The 15,365-nt window shown below is 69.6% G+C and carries 16 protein-coding genes; 12 read left to right on the forward strand and 4 right to left on the reverse strand.

Annotation, left to right across the window (positions count from 1 at the left end):
- The first annotated feature begins 336 nt into the window (after window positions 1–336).
- On the forward strand, window positions 337–471 hold the full coding sequence (locus ACZ61E_RS26860) for a hypothetical protein (RefSeq protein WP_469702443.1): 135 nt from the start codon (window positions 337–339) through the stop codon (window positions 469–471).
- A 40-nt stretch (window positions 472–511) separates the two neighbouring features.
- Here the strand turns inward: ACZ61E_RS26860 and ACZ61E_RS26865 are convergent, their stop codons facing one another.
- On the reverse strand, window positions 512–700 hold the full coding sequence (locus ACZ61E_RS26865; protein ID WP_469702444.1) for a hypothetical protein: 189 nt from the start codon (window positions 698–700) through the stop codon (window positions 512–514).
- Between ACZ61E_RS26865 and ACZ61E_RS26870 the strand changes: the two genes are divergently transcribed.
- Window positions 699–1,394 (forward strand): HNH endonuclease family protein, encoded by a 696-nt coding sequence (locus tag ACZ61E_RS26870; protein ID WP_469702445.1) that lies wholly within the window; start codon window positions 699–701, stop codon window positions 1,392–1,394. The two genes, ACZ61E_RS26865 and ACZ61E_RS26870, sit on opposite strands and share 2 nt — an antisense overlap.
- Before the next feature lie 48 nt (window positions 1,395–1,442).
- Here the strand turns inward: ACZ61E_RS26870 and ACZ61E_RS26875 are convergent, their stop codons facing one another.
- Together ACZ61E_RS26875 and ACZ61E_RS26880 are read right to left on the reverse strand one after the other, a co-directional pair.
- On the reverse strand, window positions 1,443–1,817 hold the full coding sequence (locus tag ACZ61E_RS26875) for a DUF6415 family natural product biosynthesis protein (protein WP_469702446.1): 375 nt from the start codon (window positions 1,815–1,817) through the stop codon (window positions 1,443–1,445).
- Window positions 1,814–2,278 (reverse strand): hypothetical protein, encoded by a 465-nt coding sequence (locus tag ACZ61E_RS26880; RefSeq protein ID WP_469702447.1) that lies wholly within the window; start codon window positions 2,276–2,278, stop codon window positions 1,814–1,816. The genes ACZ61E_RS26875 and ACZ61E_RS26880 overlap by 4 nt, the downstream gene beginning before the upstream one ends.
- A 192-nt stretch (window positions 2,279–2,470) precedes the next feature.
- Here ACZ61E_RS26880 and ACZ61E_RS26885 point away from each other — a divergent pair, with 192 nt between their 5' ends.
- The 3 genes from ACZ61E_RS26885 to ACZ61E_RS26895 all read left to right on the forward strand — a co-directional run bounded on the left by ACZ61E_RS26885 (window position 2,471) and on the right by ACZ61E_RS26895 (window position 5,872).
- Window positions 2,471–3,694, forward strand: a complete 1,224-nt coding sequence (locus ACZ61E_RS26885; RefSeq protein WP_469702448.1) for a hypothetical protein — start codon at window positions 2,471–2,473, stop codon at window positions 3,692–3,694.
- A 10-nt stretch (window positions 3,695–3,704) separates the two neighbouring features.
- Entirely contained in the window at window positions 3,705–4,268 is a 564-nt protein-coding gene (locus tag ACZ61E_RS26890; RefSeq protein ID WP_469702449.1) for a GNAT family N-acetyltransferase, read from the forward strand.
- A 302-nt stretch (window positions 4,269–4,570) separates the two neighbouring features.
- The gene (locus tag ACZ61E_RS26895; protein WP_469702450.1) at window positions 4,571–5,872 is read left to right on the forward strand and encodes an exonuclease domain-containing protein; all 1,302 of its coding nucleotides are present in this window, start codon (window positions 4,571–4,573) and stop codon (window positions 5,870–5,872) included.
- Window positions 5,873–5,984: 112 nt separating this feature from the next.
- On the opposite strand, the gene ACZ61E_RS26900 is transcribed toward ACZ61E_RS26895, so the two are convergent.
- Complete coding sequence (locus ACZ61E_RS26900) at window positions 5,985–6,947, reverse strand: helix-turn-helix domain-containing protein (RefSeq protein ID WP_469702451.1); 963 nt, start codon at window positions 6,945–6,947, stop codon at window positions 5,985–5,987.
- A 385-nt stretch (window positions 6,948–7,332) separates the two neighbouring features.
- Here ACZ61E_RS26900 and ACZ61E_RS26905 point away from each other — a divergent pair, with 385 nt between their 5' ends.
- The 7 genes from ACZ61E_RS26905 to ACZ61E_RS26935 all read left to right on the forward strand — a co-directional run bounded on the left by ACZ61E_RS26905 (window position 7,333) and on the right by ACZ61E_RS26935 (window position 15,334).
- Complete coding sequence (locus ACZ61E_RS26905) at window positions 7,333–8,685, forward strand: cytochrome P450 (protein WP_469702452.1); 1,353 nt, start codon at window positions 7,333–7,335, stop codon at window positions 8,683–8,685.
- A 390-nt stretch (window positions 8,686–9,075) separates the two neighbouring features.
- A complete protein-coding gene (locus ACZ61E_RS26910; RefSeq protein ID WP_469702453.1) occupies window positions 9,076–9,231 on the forward strand; it encodes a hypothetical protein in 156 nt (51 codons plus the stop codon).
- Between the two features lie 73 nt (window positions 9,232–9,304).
- On the forward strand, window positions 9,305–11,050 hold the full coding sequence (locus ACZ61E_RS26915) for a helix-turn-helix domain-containing protein (RefSeq protein ID WP_469702454.1): 1,746 nt from the start codon (window positions 9,305–9,307) through the stop codon (window positions 11,048–11,050).
- Between the two features lie 683 nt (window positions 11,051–11,733).
- The gene (locus ACZ61E_RS26920; RefSeq protein WP_469702455.1) at window positions 11,734–12,129 is read left to right on the forward strand and encodes a cupin domain-containing protein; all 396 of its coding nucleotides are present in this window, start codon (window positions 11,734–11,736) and stop codon (window positions 12,127–12,129) included.
- A 207-nt stretch (window positions 12,130–12,336) separates the two neighbouring features.
- On the forward strand, window positions 12,337–14,292 hold the full coding sequence (locus ACZ61E_RS26925) for a tryptophan synthase subunit alpha (RefSeq protein WP_469702456.1): 1,956 nt from the start codon (window positions 12,337–12,339) through the stop codon (window positions 14,290–14,292).
- A gap of 161 nt (window positions 14,293–14,453) precedes the next feature.
- The gene (locus ACZ61E_RS26930) at window positions 14,454–14,795 is read left to right on the forward strand and encodes a hypothetical protein (RefSeq protein ID WP_469702457.1); all 342 of its coding nucleotides are present in this window, start codon (window positions 14,454–14,456) and stop codon (window positions 14,793–14,795) included.
- 194 nt (window positions 14,796–14,989) lie between these two features.
- Complete coding sequence (locus ACZ61E_RS26935) at window positions 14,990–15,334, forward strand: SH3 domain-containing protein (protein ID WP_383842786.1); 345 nt, start codon at window positions 14,990–14,992, stop codon at window positions 15,332–15,334.
- Window positions 15,335–15,365: the final 31 nt, after the last annotated feature.

Genomic DNA, 15,365 nt, shown 5'->3' on the forward strand with positions numbered 1-15,365 from the left:
ACGGATGAAACCGAACAGACAGGGCTGTAGCGGGCGTCTCTGTGTTCCCAGGGGTTTGCGCCCGCTGGGAGCGTGCGCAAACCCCGTGTTCCATAGCCGCTGTGAGCCGGAGAGGCCGCCTGTATACGTCCTCTAGCCTGATCTCTGCTCGTCACCCGGTGACGACAAGGGCCGCACCCACACGGGTACGGCCCCCGGTTCGGCGTGCGCAGAAGGGCGTCGTAACTCACCTGCCCACGCCATCCCTATCAGGAGGTCATGATGACACATGAGGCGACAACGCCCGGACCGTCCCGGAGGCGCAGGCATGCACGGCCGCCACGCCGACAGGTGTTGGTGATCTCGCTGCCGGACCGTGAAGCGGTCGCCCATGGCGCCGCCGTCGGCGCGATGGTCCTCACCGTGGGGATGGTCGCGGTGATCGCCGTGTACGGCGCCAGCGCGCTCGTGCGGGGCCGCCGCCAGCGGTAACCGGGGGGGTCTCACCGTGATCGGCCGGGCTTCTGGCCGGTCACGGGCCCTGCGCACCGAGCCCGACCAACAGCCAGGCGACCTGTTTCCCCGATTCGCCGACGAGGGAGGCGCCTGACTGCTCACTCTGGAGTGGCAGTTCACGCTCGGCGGGCCTGGGCCTCGATCGGGTGATCTTCCCGGCTCGGGGCCGGTGCAGCCGCTCACCGTCCTCGATCATGATCGGCATGATGACCCACTTCCGCCGCCGGACCCCGGCGTTCGTCGCGACCGCCCTGCTCGCGAGTCTCACGCTCGTCGGTGCCGTTCCCGCACAGGCCGACTCCGCGCTCGCCCCCGCTTCCCCTGCCCATGCGGAGGTGTCGGCGCGGTCCATGCCGGAGCCGGTCGACGCGGCGGCCGCCCGAGCCCTGCTCGCCGAACTCAGCGTCGCCGACGAGGTCACCCCGCCCGGCTACTCGCGGAGCAAGTTCCCCCACTGGACCACCCAGTCCGGCACCTGTGACACCCGCGAGGTCACGCTCAAGCGCGACGGCCAGGACGTCCAGCAGGACGCGCAGTGCCGGGCCGTCAGCGGCACCTGGTACTCCGAATACGACGCGGCCACCTGGACCGACGCGTCCGACCTGGACATCGACCACATGGTGCCGCTCAAGGAGGCGTGGAGGAGCGGCGCGGCCGACTGGCCGACGGCCCAGCGCAGGCAGTTCGCCAACGACCTGACCCTCCCGCAGATCATCGCCGTCACCGACAACGTCAACCAGTCGAAAGGCGACAAGGACCCCGGCAAATGGACCCCACCGCTGGCCTCGTACCACTGCACCTACGGCCGGGCCTGGATCCAGGTGAAGCACCACTACAACCTGACCGCCGACCCTGCGGAGAAGACCGCGCTCACGGGCATGCTGGACACCTGTAGCTGACGGACGCGGCGCTCCGGCTCCCCGGGGCGAACCGCCCGGTGTCCGGGCTCACTCGTCGTGGAAGCGGTCGAGCCGTTCGTAGAGGGCTTGCACCAGACGGGCCCGGCTCTGGGCGCAATGAGCGGTTCCCTCGGACGGCGTGGACAGGCGGCGGTCCGCTTCGTCTAGCACGATGTCGTTGAGCGCGAGCTGGGGGCTGTCGGCAGGCAGGGTGCTGGTGCGGCGCCGGAGTTCGGCGGCGACGAGGCGGGCGTGGCCGGTGAGTTGCAGGGCGATCTGCTGGTAGTCGTCGGGAGGAAGATGGTTGCCGGTTCTGTCCCAGGTGAGGACCTTCTTGACCAGTTGGACGTGGACGGCCCGGTCCGTCGCTGCTTCGGTGCCGAGTTGTCCTTCGGGGTCGTGAAGGATCGCGTGGTGGTTCACGGGGCGGCCTGCGCGCTCAGGCAGGTGATGACGGGCTCGGCGGAGAGCAGAAGGAGTTGGTCCTTCTCGTGGCGCGGTCTGCTGATCCAGTGGGCCGCCGCGGTGCCGTGCTCGGTCGTCGGAAGCAACAGCTGGTCGCCGGCCGAGAGGGCACGCACGGATCCGTGGCCGCCGGCGGCGATCGCGGCGGTGCCCGGGGGTACGAGGATGTAGAGGACGTCGCGGACCCGGTCCGCGAGAACGGGGTACCCGGCTTCGGGACTCAGTCCCATGGCGGCAAGGGTGCCCAGGCCAAGAGCGAGCGGGGTGACGGCGATGGCGTCCCAGGCGATTCCGCACCGGCTCCACCGGGTCGCGTCGCCGCTCTGGAGCCACAGGGCGCGGCGGCGGTCGGTGACCTCCGCGATCCGGTGCCACGCTGCGGCGTCGTCTGCTCCGTCACCGTTGGGCCGGTTCGGCACGGCACTCCCCTGTTCCTCTGGTGCTGCGGCGGGTTTGGGCTTCCTTTCACATAACCGGCTGGGGCGGGCTTGGGGGGAGGGCAGAAAGCAGGCAGTTACCGGACGGGGGGAGGACAGTTCTGCCCACCGGGCGGCGCGTGCGGGACTACGGTCACCTTCACGTACGCGGACGAGGGGGATCGGGAGGGGCGGATGGACACACGGCGCAACGCGCTTCTCGCCGGCCTGCTGAAGGAGTACGGGTACTCCCACCGGGCGCTGGCCGCCGAGGTGAACAAGGTCTCCGGGCGGCTGTCCGGCCAGGCGGGTTCGGTGACGAACCGGGAGATCCGCCGCTGGGTGAGCGGCTCCGTCCGGTGGCCGACCTCCCGCTACCGGGACGCGCTGACGGAGATCTTCGAACGGCCGCCGGAGGCCATGGGGTTCGTACCGCGCGGCTCGGGCCGCGTACCCGTCCCGCAGGACACTCGCTGGGAGACGAAGGAGGAAAGCCCTGTGCACCGACGCGTGTTCCTCGCCTCCGCCGCGGCTTCTCTCGCCCTGACGCTGAGACTGGAGGAGACGCCGGTCCGCGGGCGCCTTGCGATGTCCGACGTCGACAGGATGCGCCAGACCGTCGGGCGGCTCGACGCGCACTTCAACAGCGCCGGCGGCGGGACGCTCCACGAGACCGCCACCGTCTATCTGTCCCTGCTGAGCGATGCCGTGGAAGGCTGCACGTACGGGCCTCGGGTCGAGCAGGCGCTGCACTCCACGATCAGCGGCCTGTGCTCGTCGGCCGGATGGGCAGCACGGGATGCCGGCCGCAGCGGGCGGGCGCGCGCCCATCACGCGGCCGCGCTCCAGAGCGCGCTGCTCGCCGACGATCCGCACGCCCAGGCCCGCGCCTGGTCGGATCTGGCGGTCCAGGCCCGGACCGAGGGCCGCCATCAGGAGGCACTGCGCATCAGCCAGGCCGCTCTGAGCAGCCGTCACGTGCGCCGGACGCCGAGGATCGGAGCGCTGCTTCACGCCCGGCTGGCGATCGGCCGGGCACGTACCGACGACAAACGCGGCGCGGCGAGGTCGCTGCTCGCGGCGGAGGCGGCGTACGACCGGGTCACGAACGACGTGCCGACGCCGCCGTGGCTTCGGTTCGTCGACGCGGCCGAGATCGCCGGTCTCGGTGCGATCGCCCACCAGGCCATGGGACGGCTGCCGGACGCCGAGCTCGCCACGGCCCAGGCCCTGCGGCTCCTGACCCCGGACATGCGGCGCAACCGCGTCTACTACAGCGTCCAGCTCGCCGAGCTCCAGGCCGCCCAGGGCGACATGGCCGGAGCGCAGGCCACCCTCGGCGTCCTCGACACCACCGCGGTCAGCAACCAGCGCATCGTCGACCGCCTCGCCGCCGTCCGCCGCACCCTCGCCGCCTAGGAGCCCCCCGTTGACCACCGGCCTGAGCATCCGCCACCACACCGGCGCCGACGCCGCCGCACTGCGCCCGCTGCTCCTCGATGTGTACGCCGAGGTCTACGCGGCCGAACTCGACGGCCCCTTCACCCGCGTGGAGCGGTTCGCCGAAGGCCTCGACAGCTGGTCCGCGCGGCCCGGCTGGAGCTGTGTCACCGGCATCAGCGGTGACGGACAGATCGCCGGGTACGCCTACGGGGCTCCGCTGCCGCCCGGCTCCCGCTGGTGGGGCGGACTGCTCACCGACGTGCCGGAGGAGACCGTCACCGAGAACGGGACCCGTACGTACGCGCTGTCCGAGCTGATGGTCCGCACACCGTGGCGCAAGACCGGAGCGGCCCGACAGCTGCACGACGCGCTGCTGTCCGCACGGGCGGAGGACCGCGCCACGCTCCTGGTGGACCAGAGCCACCCCAAGGTCACCGCCCTGTACGAGAGCTGGGGCTGGACCGTCCTCGGCGACCTCCGCCCCCGCCTTCCCGACGCGCCCCTCTTCCACGCCATGCTGAAACCGCTCATACCCAACACCTCGACCTGAACCGGCCGTTGCGCCCCCCGGGGGGGGCGGGGTTCTGGTGCGGGACCTGGCGATCGGCCGGCTGCCCGCTCGCGCGACGAGACCGGATACTCGGTCCCTTCAGTCCCTGCCACCAGTCGGCCTGAGGCTCTGAGCTGCCGCTTTCCGCTGCACTGTGCGGGGACTCGACGACACCGGACGTGCCGGGTACCCCACGGGCAGGGGCACGACAGGCGGGTGCCGCTCCCTCCCGGATTTCCCCCGGTGTTGTCAGTGGCCGCCTCTACCGTAAATGGCACGAAGTAAGCAGCGAGGAGCGAACTGTGACCACCACGGCCACCATCGAGACCGACGACCTGCCCGTCTACGCGGCGGGAGACGCGCCTGCACATCTGCGGACGAAGACGGGCCTCAGGGACGACCGGCTGAAGGTCGCGGAAGGCCAGCGGCCCGTGGCGTGGCTGCGGATGTACCGGCGCGGTCACGGGTGGGGCAGGTTCCCGCTGTACGACCCGGCCGGCTCGGCCAAGATGCGCCCGCTGTCGGCGAAGCAGAAGCGGACCGTCCAGGCGCGGCGCACGTGCCCGGAGTGCGGGGAGGTCCGCAACTACGTAGTCCACAGAGCCTGTGCCGAGTGCGTCGAGCAGGCGGAGCGTGCCCGTCGCGAGTTGTACGCCCGCACGTGCTCCCGCTGCCGGCGCGTCTGCGGTGCCGCCCTCCCCGACGACGCGTACGGCAGGACGGCGTGTGTCCCGTGCCGGATCGGCGCCGCTGTCCGCCGCCAGGCCGAGCGGGAGCGCCACGCGGCGTGGCAGCGTACGTGCCCCGGCCGCGACTGCTCGGTGGCGACGGCGACAGCGGAAGAGATCGAAGCGGCAGGCGTGAGGGGATGGGCGCCTCGCTCCTGTCCCCCTTGTGCGGAGCGCCGGACACTGGAGCTGGCCGAGCAGCGCGCGCGGCGCGAGCGGCTGGAGCGGGAGCACCGGGAGGCGGAACAACGGGCCGCAGAGGAACTCCGGGCATGGGCGGCGGCGGCGCTCGCCGCAGCGGACGTGGTCGTCCTTGACACCGAGACCACCGGCACGCACGAAGCCGCGCGGATCGTGGAGATCGCGGTGTACTCGTCCCGCGGGGAACCGCTGCTCAACACCCTCGTGAACCCCGGCGAGCCGATCCCGGCGGGTGCGTCGGAGATCCACGGCATCACGGATGCGGATGTGACCGGGAAGCCGTCCTTCTGCGACGCGCTGGTGGAGCTCACGGAAGTGCTTCACGGCAAGCGGTGCCTGATCTACAACAAGTCGTTCGACGTCTCCCGCCTGCGGCATGAGCTGACGCTGCACTACCTCGACCCCGACGGGCGGGCAGTCCCTGGGGTATCGGGCGGCGCCGTTCCCCCGCCGCGGGCGGAAGCATCGGCTGTGGCCGGACAGCGGGCCGCTGCCTGGCTCGGCCAGGTGCGGTTCGAGGACGTGATGATCCCGTACTCGGAATGGGTGGGCGAGTGGAATGAGTACCACGGACAGGTCCGGTGGCAGCCGCTGAACGGCGGACACAGAGCGGCAGAGGACTGCCTCGCCGTCCTTGACGTTCTGGGCGCGATGAGTAAGGGCGACGAGGGGTGATGGTGCGCACACCGTGGCGCAAGACCGGAGCGGCCGGCAGCTGCACGAGGCGCTGCTGTCTACCGGGCAGTGGGTTGGCAGAGTCAGCCGCTAGCAGCGGATCATGGCGTCGCTAGCGGTTTGCGGGCGGGTCTCCCCTCTCGGCTTTGCCTCGCAGATTCTGGGCCCTCACCTCATTGAGTGCCTCAAGAGGACCTTGAGCGTAGGTCAGACTGAAAAGCTTTCGGCCGTCAGGCACGCCAAGCGTTCCGCCGGTGAGGTGAAACTCAATGGAACGAATCCATCCGTCCCCAAGGTCCGGGTGCCTAAACGGAAAAACGTCCTCCTGGAGGCCGCGCTGGGGGCGAGCCGTTTTGGGGTCGACCGGCGGGAGGCTCCTGATGATCTCGTCGAACTCCCGGACCATGGGGTTGTCTACACTCAAGGCGTCACGCATGGCGTCCACCCGGAGGACTGCTTTGGTCCGGAGATATTTTCCATATTCCAGAAGCTGGCCGTTCCCGCCTCCCAGGCCCCACTTCAAAATGTTGGCCGGAACCTCCCTGTTATTGAACAGGGCCTCGATTCCGTTATGGCCCAGAACGTTGAAGTCGGCATCTGTCGCGTACGTCAGGCGGGAGAGAATTACGCCATATTTCCCGCGGGTTTCCTGGACGGGGATGTCTTGCACAAACTCCAGCAGATGTGCGTCGGAGCCAGGTTCCGTCTTGGGGTAGTGCCCCAGAGTCAGGGCATAGAGTGTGCGCCGGTTCTCGGGATCCAGGGCCAGTGCCTCGGTGACGATCTCAACCTGCGCCTCCGTCCACTTTCCGTTGCCGGCCTCCATGCGTCCGTACGTCGCCGCGCTCACGTTGAGCTTCCTGGCCATATCCTTCTTGGAGACGCCGGGAACGTTCTCCTCCGGGCCGGCGGCTCGCCGCCCGCGTCCCTCCGCCTGCTGCTCCAACCCCATCTGCTCGGGCGTCCGTTGCGCGCGGGCATCCTGGAGGAGCGTTGTCAGGAGGGGCGGCTCCGGTGTCGAGTCGGTTGGCTGCTGTGGCCCGCCGTCCTTCTCGTCCCCCGTGCTGGTGCTCATCGCCCCTTCACCCTTTCTATTCCACGCTTGTGCCGGGCGGGTGCCGGCAGACGGATGACCTCGGCTCCTCCCTACCACCGATGTTGACGTCTGTTCAAAGGTCTGACCGCACATTCTCATGCGCGTCGGCGAATGGTTCACTTACGCCCATTCATAAGCATCTTACTATCGTATTGATAGTTTTGCCTGTTTTTTACTTTTAAGGGATGGGTGGGCGTGTTCGCGTTGTTCGAGCTGAGACGAGGCCCATCGTCGATGACTTCGAATTCGCTTCAGAAACGTGATACCTAAATCGTCTTCCCAAGCCGAGCCCGTGATCGGCACAGTTGGGTATGCGGCGTCGCCACGCCCGGACAACCGTTGGCTAGGCACAGGAGAGGACCTTGTGACTCCGGCACATCGCGCTCCCGGAATCCCGCCCCTCGTCCCGGGGGGCTTCCCGCTCGTGGGACACGGCCCCTCTCTGGTAGGGGGCTCGCGTCGGCTGACGTTCATGGAGGACGTCCGGGCCCACGGTCCGATGGTGCGTATCAAGGCCGGGCCCAGAGACGTGGTGATCGTCAACTCGCCCGAGCTGATCCACGAGATGCTGACAAGCAAGGCCGACGAGTTCACCAAAGGGCTGCTCTTCGAAAAGCTCAAACTCTTCGGCAAGGACGCCCTGCCCATCGCGGAAGGCAAACCGCACCTGCGCCGGCGGCGGCTGATGCAGCCGGCCTTCCACCGCGAGCAGATCGCCGGCTATGTCACGACGATGCGGGAAACCGTGGAGCCGTACATCTCCGGCTGGGAGAGCGGAACCGCGCTCGACCTGAAGACCGAGATGCAGCTCATGACCCAGGGCGTCGTGATGTCGGCGCTCTTCTCCTCGAACCCCCCGCGCGAGCCCGCCAAAACGATCCTGCACAGCGTCGACACGGTTTTCACCACCGCCATCAAGCGCGCCGTCCTGCCCATCGCGCCCCTGGAGCGGCTGCCCACCCGGGGCAACCGGAAGGCGAAAGCCGCGAGCAGCGCACTGCGCGACGCGGTCGCCGACATCATCGCCGAACACCGCGCGCACCCCGGCGAGTACGACGACATCGTGTCTCTGCTGCTCTCCGCGCGGGACGAGACCGGCGAGGCGCTGCCCGACGACGAGATCCTGTCCGAATGCGTCGCGCTGCTCGCCGCGGGCTCCGAGACCACCGCGGTCACCCTCGCCTGGCTCTTCCACGAACTGGGCCGCAACCCGGACCTGGAGCGACGCCTGCACGAGGAGGTCGACCAGGTGCTCGGCGACGACGTCCTCACCGCCGACCACCTGGGCAAACTCCCCTACACCAGGCGGCTTGTCCAGGAAACGCTGCGGATGTACGCGCCGTGGCTCGTCACGCGGCAGACCGTCTCAGAGGTGACACTCGGCGACTACGCCCTGCCGGCCGGCACGGACATCATCTGGAGCGCCTACGCGCTGCACCGGGACCCCGACCTCTACCCCGACCCGCTGCGGTTCGACCCCGACCGCTGGCTGCCGGACCGTCCCCAGCCCCCGAAGGGCGCTTTCATCCCCTTCGGTTCCGGCAAACGCATGTGCATCGGGGACGCGTTCGCCTGGACGGAGGCGACCGTCATCGCGGTGATGATCGCGGAGATGTGGCAGCTCACGCCCGAGCGCGGTGTCGTGAAGGCGCTGGGCGCGATCACTACGCATCCGTCGGATGAGCTGCGGATGATCCCCCGGCCACGGGACCGCTGATGTGCTGGCTGTGGATCATGGCCATCGTCGACACCGCGCCGACGACGGCGCCCTCGGTTTCCACATCATCTGGCAGGAGGAAGGGCCTGCTCTAGATCCCGCTCTACGCGGGCCGTTGCGCGGGTCGCACCGCGCAACGGCCCTCAATAGTTCCCGCCGTCGGTCACAGGGCTCACAACCATCCGACCGGCGCCGGGCCCACCCACCCCCGCACGGCGCTGCCGTGTGGAGACAGGAGCTGCTCCGGTGAGAACTCTACTTCGCGCAACGCCCTTTCGGTGGGCCTTCATTGCGGCTTCTCCCGCCGGCGCGCGACTGGCCTCGGTGGCCTTGCCGGTGCCCGGCACCGCGCCCACCTCGTCCCTCCGTGATGACGCAGAAGATGACAGCGTGAGCCCGGCCCTCGTCGCCGGGATAGCGGCCCGCAGCGCGTACGACCCGCACCCGGCCGCCGACCCGCGGGCCTGCCTGCCGGCCCAGTTGGCGTGGCAGCGCCTCACACCAGACCTGCTGGCGGAGCCCCGCAATGACACTGACGGTGAATGAACTGATCTCCGGTCCGCGACCGGCCTTGCGGTGGGTGAGGGAAACGGCAGGTGCGCGGCCGGACCGGTCGAGGGTGATCGAGCACACGATGGTGTGCGACGAGAACTGGCGGCTGCCGACAGGCGGTCCCCCGGTGCGTGACGTGCTGGCCATCGTCCCGGAGGGGGCACAGCCGTCGGCCGACCTGCGCGGCGTGCTGCGGGAACTCGTCGGCCGCGGTGTGGTCGCGCTCGCCCTGGCCACTCCTTCCGGCACGGCGGCAACGGACAGTGCCGACATCACCGAGGAGGCGGCCCGGGCGGGACTTCCGGTGTTCGTCCCCCTCACCCCGGCGGATTCCAGGACCCTTCACGCCGACGTGCAGTCCCGGCAGATGGCGGCGCTGCGCGCGGCGAACGACCGGCTCAGCGAGCTGCTGCGCACCTCCGAGCAGCTCGCGCTCCAGGGCGCGGGGCCTGAACCCCTGCTTCGGGTCCTCGGGGACGAACTGAGCGCGGACGTCCAGGTGATCGAGCCGGGAGACCGCGTTTGGGCGGAACTCGTCGCGGCCGAGGCAGAGCCGGCCCTCCTTCGAGTCCGCCACGGCCGGGCCGAGACCGCCGTGTTCTCCACGGCCGGGCGCCACACTGCGCTGCACGCCGTGGGCGGCAGAACTCCGCACCCGGTGCTCGCCGCGATCCGGTCCGCTCCCTGGCCCGACCCCCTGCCCGATCTGATCGCGCAGGCCGCCGGACAGGTGACCCTGCTGAAGGGCCTGCTGGGTGAACAGCGGTTGCGCCAGAGCGAGATGGCCGCCCAACTGCGGCGGCGCCAGGATGAGATGGCTGTGCGGCGAACGCTCCTGCGCGTCCTCATGTCCGGTGAGCCGACCACCGCTCGGGTCGGCGTAGTCGAATGCGCCCCCGGCGAGGACCGGACCGCTGCGGCCGACGAGTGCGAAAAGGCCGTCGGCCAGCACGGTGTGGCGGTCTTGTGCCCGTCGGAGAAACTCCACGTCATCGCCGTATGGGGTGAGGACGGCCGAGACCCGACCACGGCGCTCGCCTCAGTGGCGCGCGCAGGCCGGGCCGTGGGAATCAGCAGTGCCGGACCATGGCAGGAGTTCGCCGAACTGTACGAGCAGGGGTTCCACGCCCTGGCCACAGCACGCCATGCCGGTGACCGGATCAGCGTTGACGAGGGACGCCCCCGGTTGGCGTCGCTGCTCGCGCCGACAGCCCGGACGTGGGCAAGGGCACTGCTCGCCCCGCTCAACACCCTCCCCGCGTACTGCCGTGGCGAGTACGCGAAGACCGCCCGTCTGACTCTGTCCAAGGGCGCCCACCACGCCGGTGAACGCAGCGGACTGGCGCCGGAGACAGCCAGCAAGCGGCTCACCGCGGTCATGGAGCATCTCGGGCTCACGCGGCAGTCGCTCGCCGACCAGGCCGTCCTCGAACTCGCCTTCCAACTCGCCAACGACGCACCTGTCCACGACGGCCCCGAGTCGCCGGGGCTGCACCGCCTGTTGCAGGACGCCGTAGAGGCCACGGCCGAGGCGGAACGATTCCTTGCCCCGCTCCTGGACAAGCCGGAGCTGCTCAACCTGCTCGTCACCTGGATCAAGTGCAACGGCAACAACCGCGACACCGCCGACTCGCTGCCCGTTCCGCTGCACCGCAACAGCATCAAGCCCAGGCTCGACCAGGCCGGCGCCCTGCTCTCCCGGCAGCTCACCCACGACGGCACCGGCTTCTTCGATCTGCTGCTGGCCCTGATCCTGACGGGCCGGCTCGATGCGGAGACGGTACGGGATCCGCTCTCTCTGGTTGCGTATTGAGGAAATTGCTGCGGGACGGGTTCACGTCTATTCCGTCGCTCCCCACGGCGGATAATCAGGCCGTGCGGCGCTTTCTGACGGCCCGGAAGATATTTTCCGCATCGTGGGGTGCACGCCCCTCCCGGGTGACGCATAAGTGACTCGCCCCGAGTCATCAAGGGAGCAGCGGGCCGCGTCGGCCCGCTGCCTGCCCTCCTGTGCTTTCTCTTCAGTTGGCCCATCGCTTCCGCCCTGGGGCCTTGGAGAGGGCCATTCTTCCCGTGCGCGGGGAAGGGAAAATGACCGCACACTCTCGCCTCTGAGCTGCTTGCACATCGGCGGGATGAACGCTGCCCCGTTTCACACGATGCGGAAGTGCACAAGGAATATGCGCGTGTGCACACCTTGGCGAGTTCAAATGCGGCGTGATGCGTGAGTGCACAAGCATTATGCGTATGTGCACGTGGTCCTTTCCTTATCCATCCCTTAGCGTCGGGGTTATCGAGAACTCCTGCCCGGCCAATCAGGGGTTTCCGGCCCGCGGTGCCCCGAACCGCTGTTCGTGACGCCCTGGATGTGCCCCAGCGGCCCGAGTGTGCTCTGGCCGGTCGGGCGATAGCCGGCGCACATACCCGACGTCGCCATTGACTCTTCAGCGCCGAACGTCCATGCCGCCATGCCCTCAACACAGAACGGACCAGCCCATGACCGTCGACACCGCCGACAGCGCCGCCACGCTCAGCGGCTTCCGCATCTCGCACACAGCGGATCTGGACCAGTTGGGCGAGGCCATCGACCTCGACCCCGGCATCGTCGCCTACCCCGTGGAATGGTCCAGCCCGAAGGACGGCGGGCGCCCCCTGCCGAGCGCGGTGTACGTGAAGTTCGCCCCGGGCGCCCGCTACCTGGAACCCGATGTCCACGAGGACTCCTCCGAGATCGTGATCGTTCTCTGCGGCCAGTTCAAGCTCGGAGTCAGCGACAGCGACACTGACGTGTACGGCCCCCACACTCGGATCGAGGGACGGCGCGGCAGCTCGCACACCCCCAGCTCCCCCACCGGATGCCTGCTCTACGTCACCTTCCCGGAGCGGACATGAACGCCCCTGTGCCCGCCGGGCATGCCGGGACTCCCCGCGTCGACCAGCGGTCGAAGCGCCGCGAGACCTGGTCCAGCACGACGACAGGGCGTTCATCCCGGTCGTCGGTGGCCGTGAACAAACGAACGCAAGCGGCTCTCGCGCCCACCGTCCCGGTGGTCCGTGGTACAGACCGCAGCGGCCTGCCCGTCGTGCAGGGGTGAGGTCATGACATCCGTTCACTGGGCGTTCGAGGACTCGCAGGAATACGGGCGTGCCGCGCTGATCGGTCATCTGGCTGCGGGGATTCCTGATGTCGCGGGCAGTGTCCGCGCGCTGCAGGTCCTGAGCCGGCATGTGGACGTGCTGGAGGTCGGGCTGGACGACTCGCGCCTCTCCGCTGTCGATGCCGTACGGGTCATCAGCGCGGTCACGGCGAGCGTGAGGGTGCCGGTGCTGCTGAGGACACAGTGGGAGCCGATGAGGCTGCACAGTCCTCGCGCGCTCGCGGCGGCTCTCGCCGGCGCGGAGGCGGCCGGGGTCGTCCTGCCTGATCTCCATCCCTACAGCCGCGGCGCGGGCCAGTGGCTGCGAGTCGCCGCCAAGTACCGGCTCGCCACAGCTTTCTCGGCCTGCGACTCGCACGTGTACGCGGCCGTTGCTGCGTCAACCGGCTGGGTCCGTCTGCCCGTTGCCCCGGCGTACGAACCGTCCGACACGCTCGATGTGGAGGCGGTGCGCGCACATGCATGGATGCTCGCCAGCATCTCCCTGGCCCCGATCTGTGCGAGCGGGTATCTGCGTCCCGATCAGGCGGCGGCGATCGCGCCCACGGTCGATGCCGTCGAAGTCGACGCGCCCTTTGCGCGAGCGGTCCAACTGGCGCGCGGCGACGGAGACTTCGCCCTGCTTGACCAGTGCGGCCACGACTACGCCACGGCCGTCCGTGCTCGCGCCACGGGGCGGCACCTCAGCCGCATGAGCCCTCACACCGCCACGGCCTGGCGAGCAGAGCGCGCTCCGCGTACCAGCCCTCGGCCGCCCCCGCCAGCGGCGTCGCGTCCGGCCGCCGCCGAGCCCGGTCCCCCACCACCGCATCACCGCTGCAGGAACGGATCCGCTCATGACTACCGACACCACACCGCCGCCGCCTGCGGGACGACGGCGCGCCCGGGTGTACGCACACTCCCGGCTCCCCTACCTTCTCGTCATCTTCCCGGATCCGACGTGACGGCCTCCTTGGCCGTCGACGGGCCGGCCACGCGTCTGCGCGCCGCGTTCGAGCGCACCCGGCGCGACGAGCGCGGCGCCCTGATCGGCTGCCTGCCTGCCGGCTTCCCCGGCGTCGAACAGAGCGTCGAGGCGCTGCGGGTCCTGGGCCGTCACGTAGACGTCCTGGAGGTCGGGCTGCCCCACAACAACCGGGACCTTGAAGGCTCCGCCGCCTACGGCGCGTGGGAAGGGACCGTGGCTTCCGGGCTCACCGTCGCCGACGTGCTCGATGTCGTACGGCAGGTGGCGGCCGTCGTGAACGTCCCGGTGATGCTCATGTCCTACTGGGAACCGATCGCACGCATCGGTACCGAGCCCTTCGCCGCAGCGCTCGCCTCCGCGGGCGGCGCCGGTCTCGTGCTGCCCGGCCTCCATCCCAGGGGGCCCGCCGCGGCCCGGTGGCTCGCCGCCGCCGAAGGGCGCTGGCTCGCCACGGCGTTCACCGCTGCCCCCGGGGCACGCCGTGACGCGGCGGAAGTCTCGACCGGGTGGGTCGGCCTGCCGGCCGTCACCCACCGCCCGGCCGACCAGTACGACCAGCCCCTGCGTCCGGTCAGCGACAAACAGAACCTGCCGACGGAACCGGCGGCCCCGGGCGGAGACCTCCTTGACCTGGCCAACCTGCGCGGACGTGCCCGGATGCTCGGACACATGACCACCACCCCCATCTGCGCCTCCGGTGGCATCTACAGCCCGGCGATGGCCGAGGCCATCGCGCCGGGGGTCGACGCAATCGCCGTCAGGAGCGCGTTCGTCCGGGCGCTCCAGCGAGCCCGGACCTTCGACGAGGGACTGACAGCGCTGGACGAACGGGCAGCCCGCTACGCCGTCGCAGTGCGCAGGGGAGGGAGAACGATGCATGCCGGTCCTGACTGCGACGACGACCGGTGCCGTACTTCCTGCGCCGCATGACCTCCCGCTCGCGGGGAGACGGCAGCACCACGAGCAAGGGCCGTTACGCGAAGCGCACTTCGCGTAACGGCCCCGACAAGCCCCCGGTTCGGCCGCCAGGCCTCCAACCAACCGGCCGACCCGGGTTTCACCCATCACCCGCAGGAGACAGGAGCATTTCCTTGCGCACTGTACTGGGGCCACGGGCCTTGCGTACGACCGTCATCGCAGCTGTCCTCGCCGGACTCGGGGGTGGCGGCCTGGTCGTCGCGCCGACCGCGAGCGCGGCCAGGATCTGCCAGACGGACATCCGGAACCACTGGCGCTGGGTCGACAACTTGGCGGACGCCACCGTCCGTTCCGGGCCCGGAACGGCTCATTCGGCGAAGTACCAGCTGTACTACGGCGACTCTTTCCTGGCTGTGTGCAAAACCAAGAACTCGTACGGGAACACGTGGTTCTACGGCAAGGACATCCGTGACCGAAAGGGCTGGATCTCCGCAGACCGCACGATCGCTGAGTAGGACCCACTGCCACCAACGCTGAACCCACCGAGGCACTGCCGCCTGCGGCCCGCGCAGCGCGGTCACACCTCGTTTCACGTATTCACCGGACAAGCCTCCGGCTCGGTCACCAGGCCTCCAACCAACCGGCCGACCCGGGTTTCACCCACCACCGCACGGCGTACTCGTCGTGGCGGAGACAGGAGTTTCTTCCCGTGCGTACTGCACAGCGGCCACGAGCCGCGCGTACCGCCGTCATCGCGGCATCCCTCGCCGGGCTCGTCGGCGGCGCTGTCGTCCTGGCCCCCTCCGCGAGCGCGGTCGGAGTCTCGGCGTGCCAGAGCCCGCACAAGCAGAACGAGCGCGTCACCCAGAACATGAACTTCCGGACCGGACCGGGCACCCAGTACACCTCGCGCGGGATCGTCACCCGCCAGACGGTCGTGTACGTGGCGTGTCTGGCCAAGGGCTACGGCTACATCAAGCCGACCCAGGGTGCCTGGAAGGGCAAGGTCGGCTGGGTGTCCGCCTCTTACCTCACCGGGATGTTCAACCTCTGATCCGGTCGCTCCACCCCTGTCCGCGGTGACG

It is taken from the genome of Streptomyces sp. NPDC104581, from assembly GCF_055583685.1.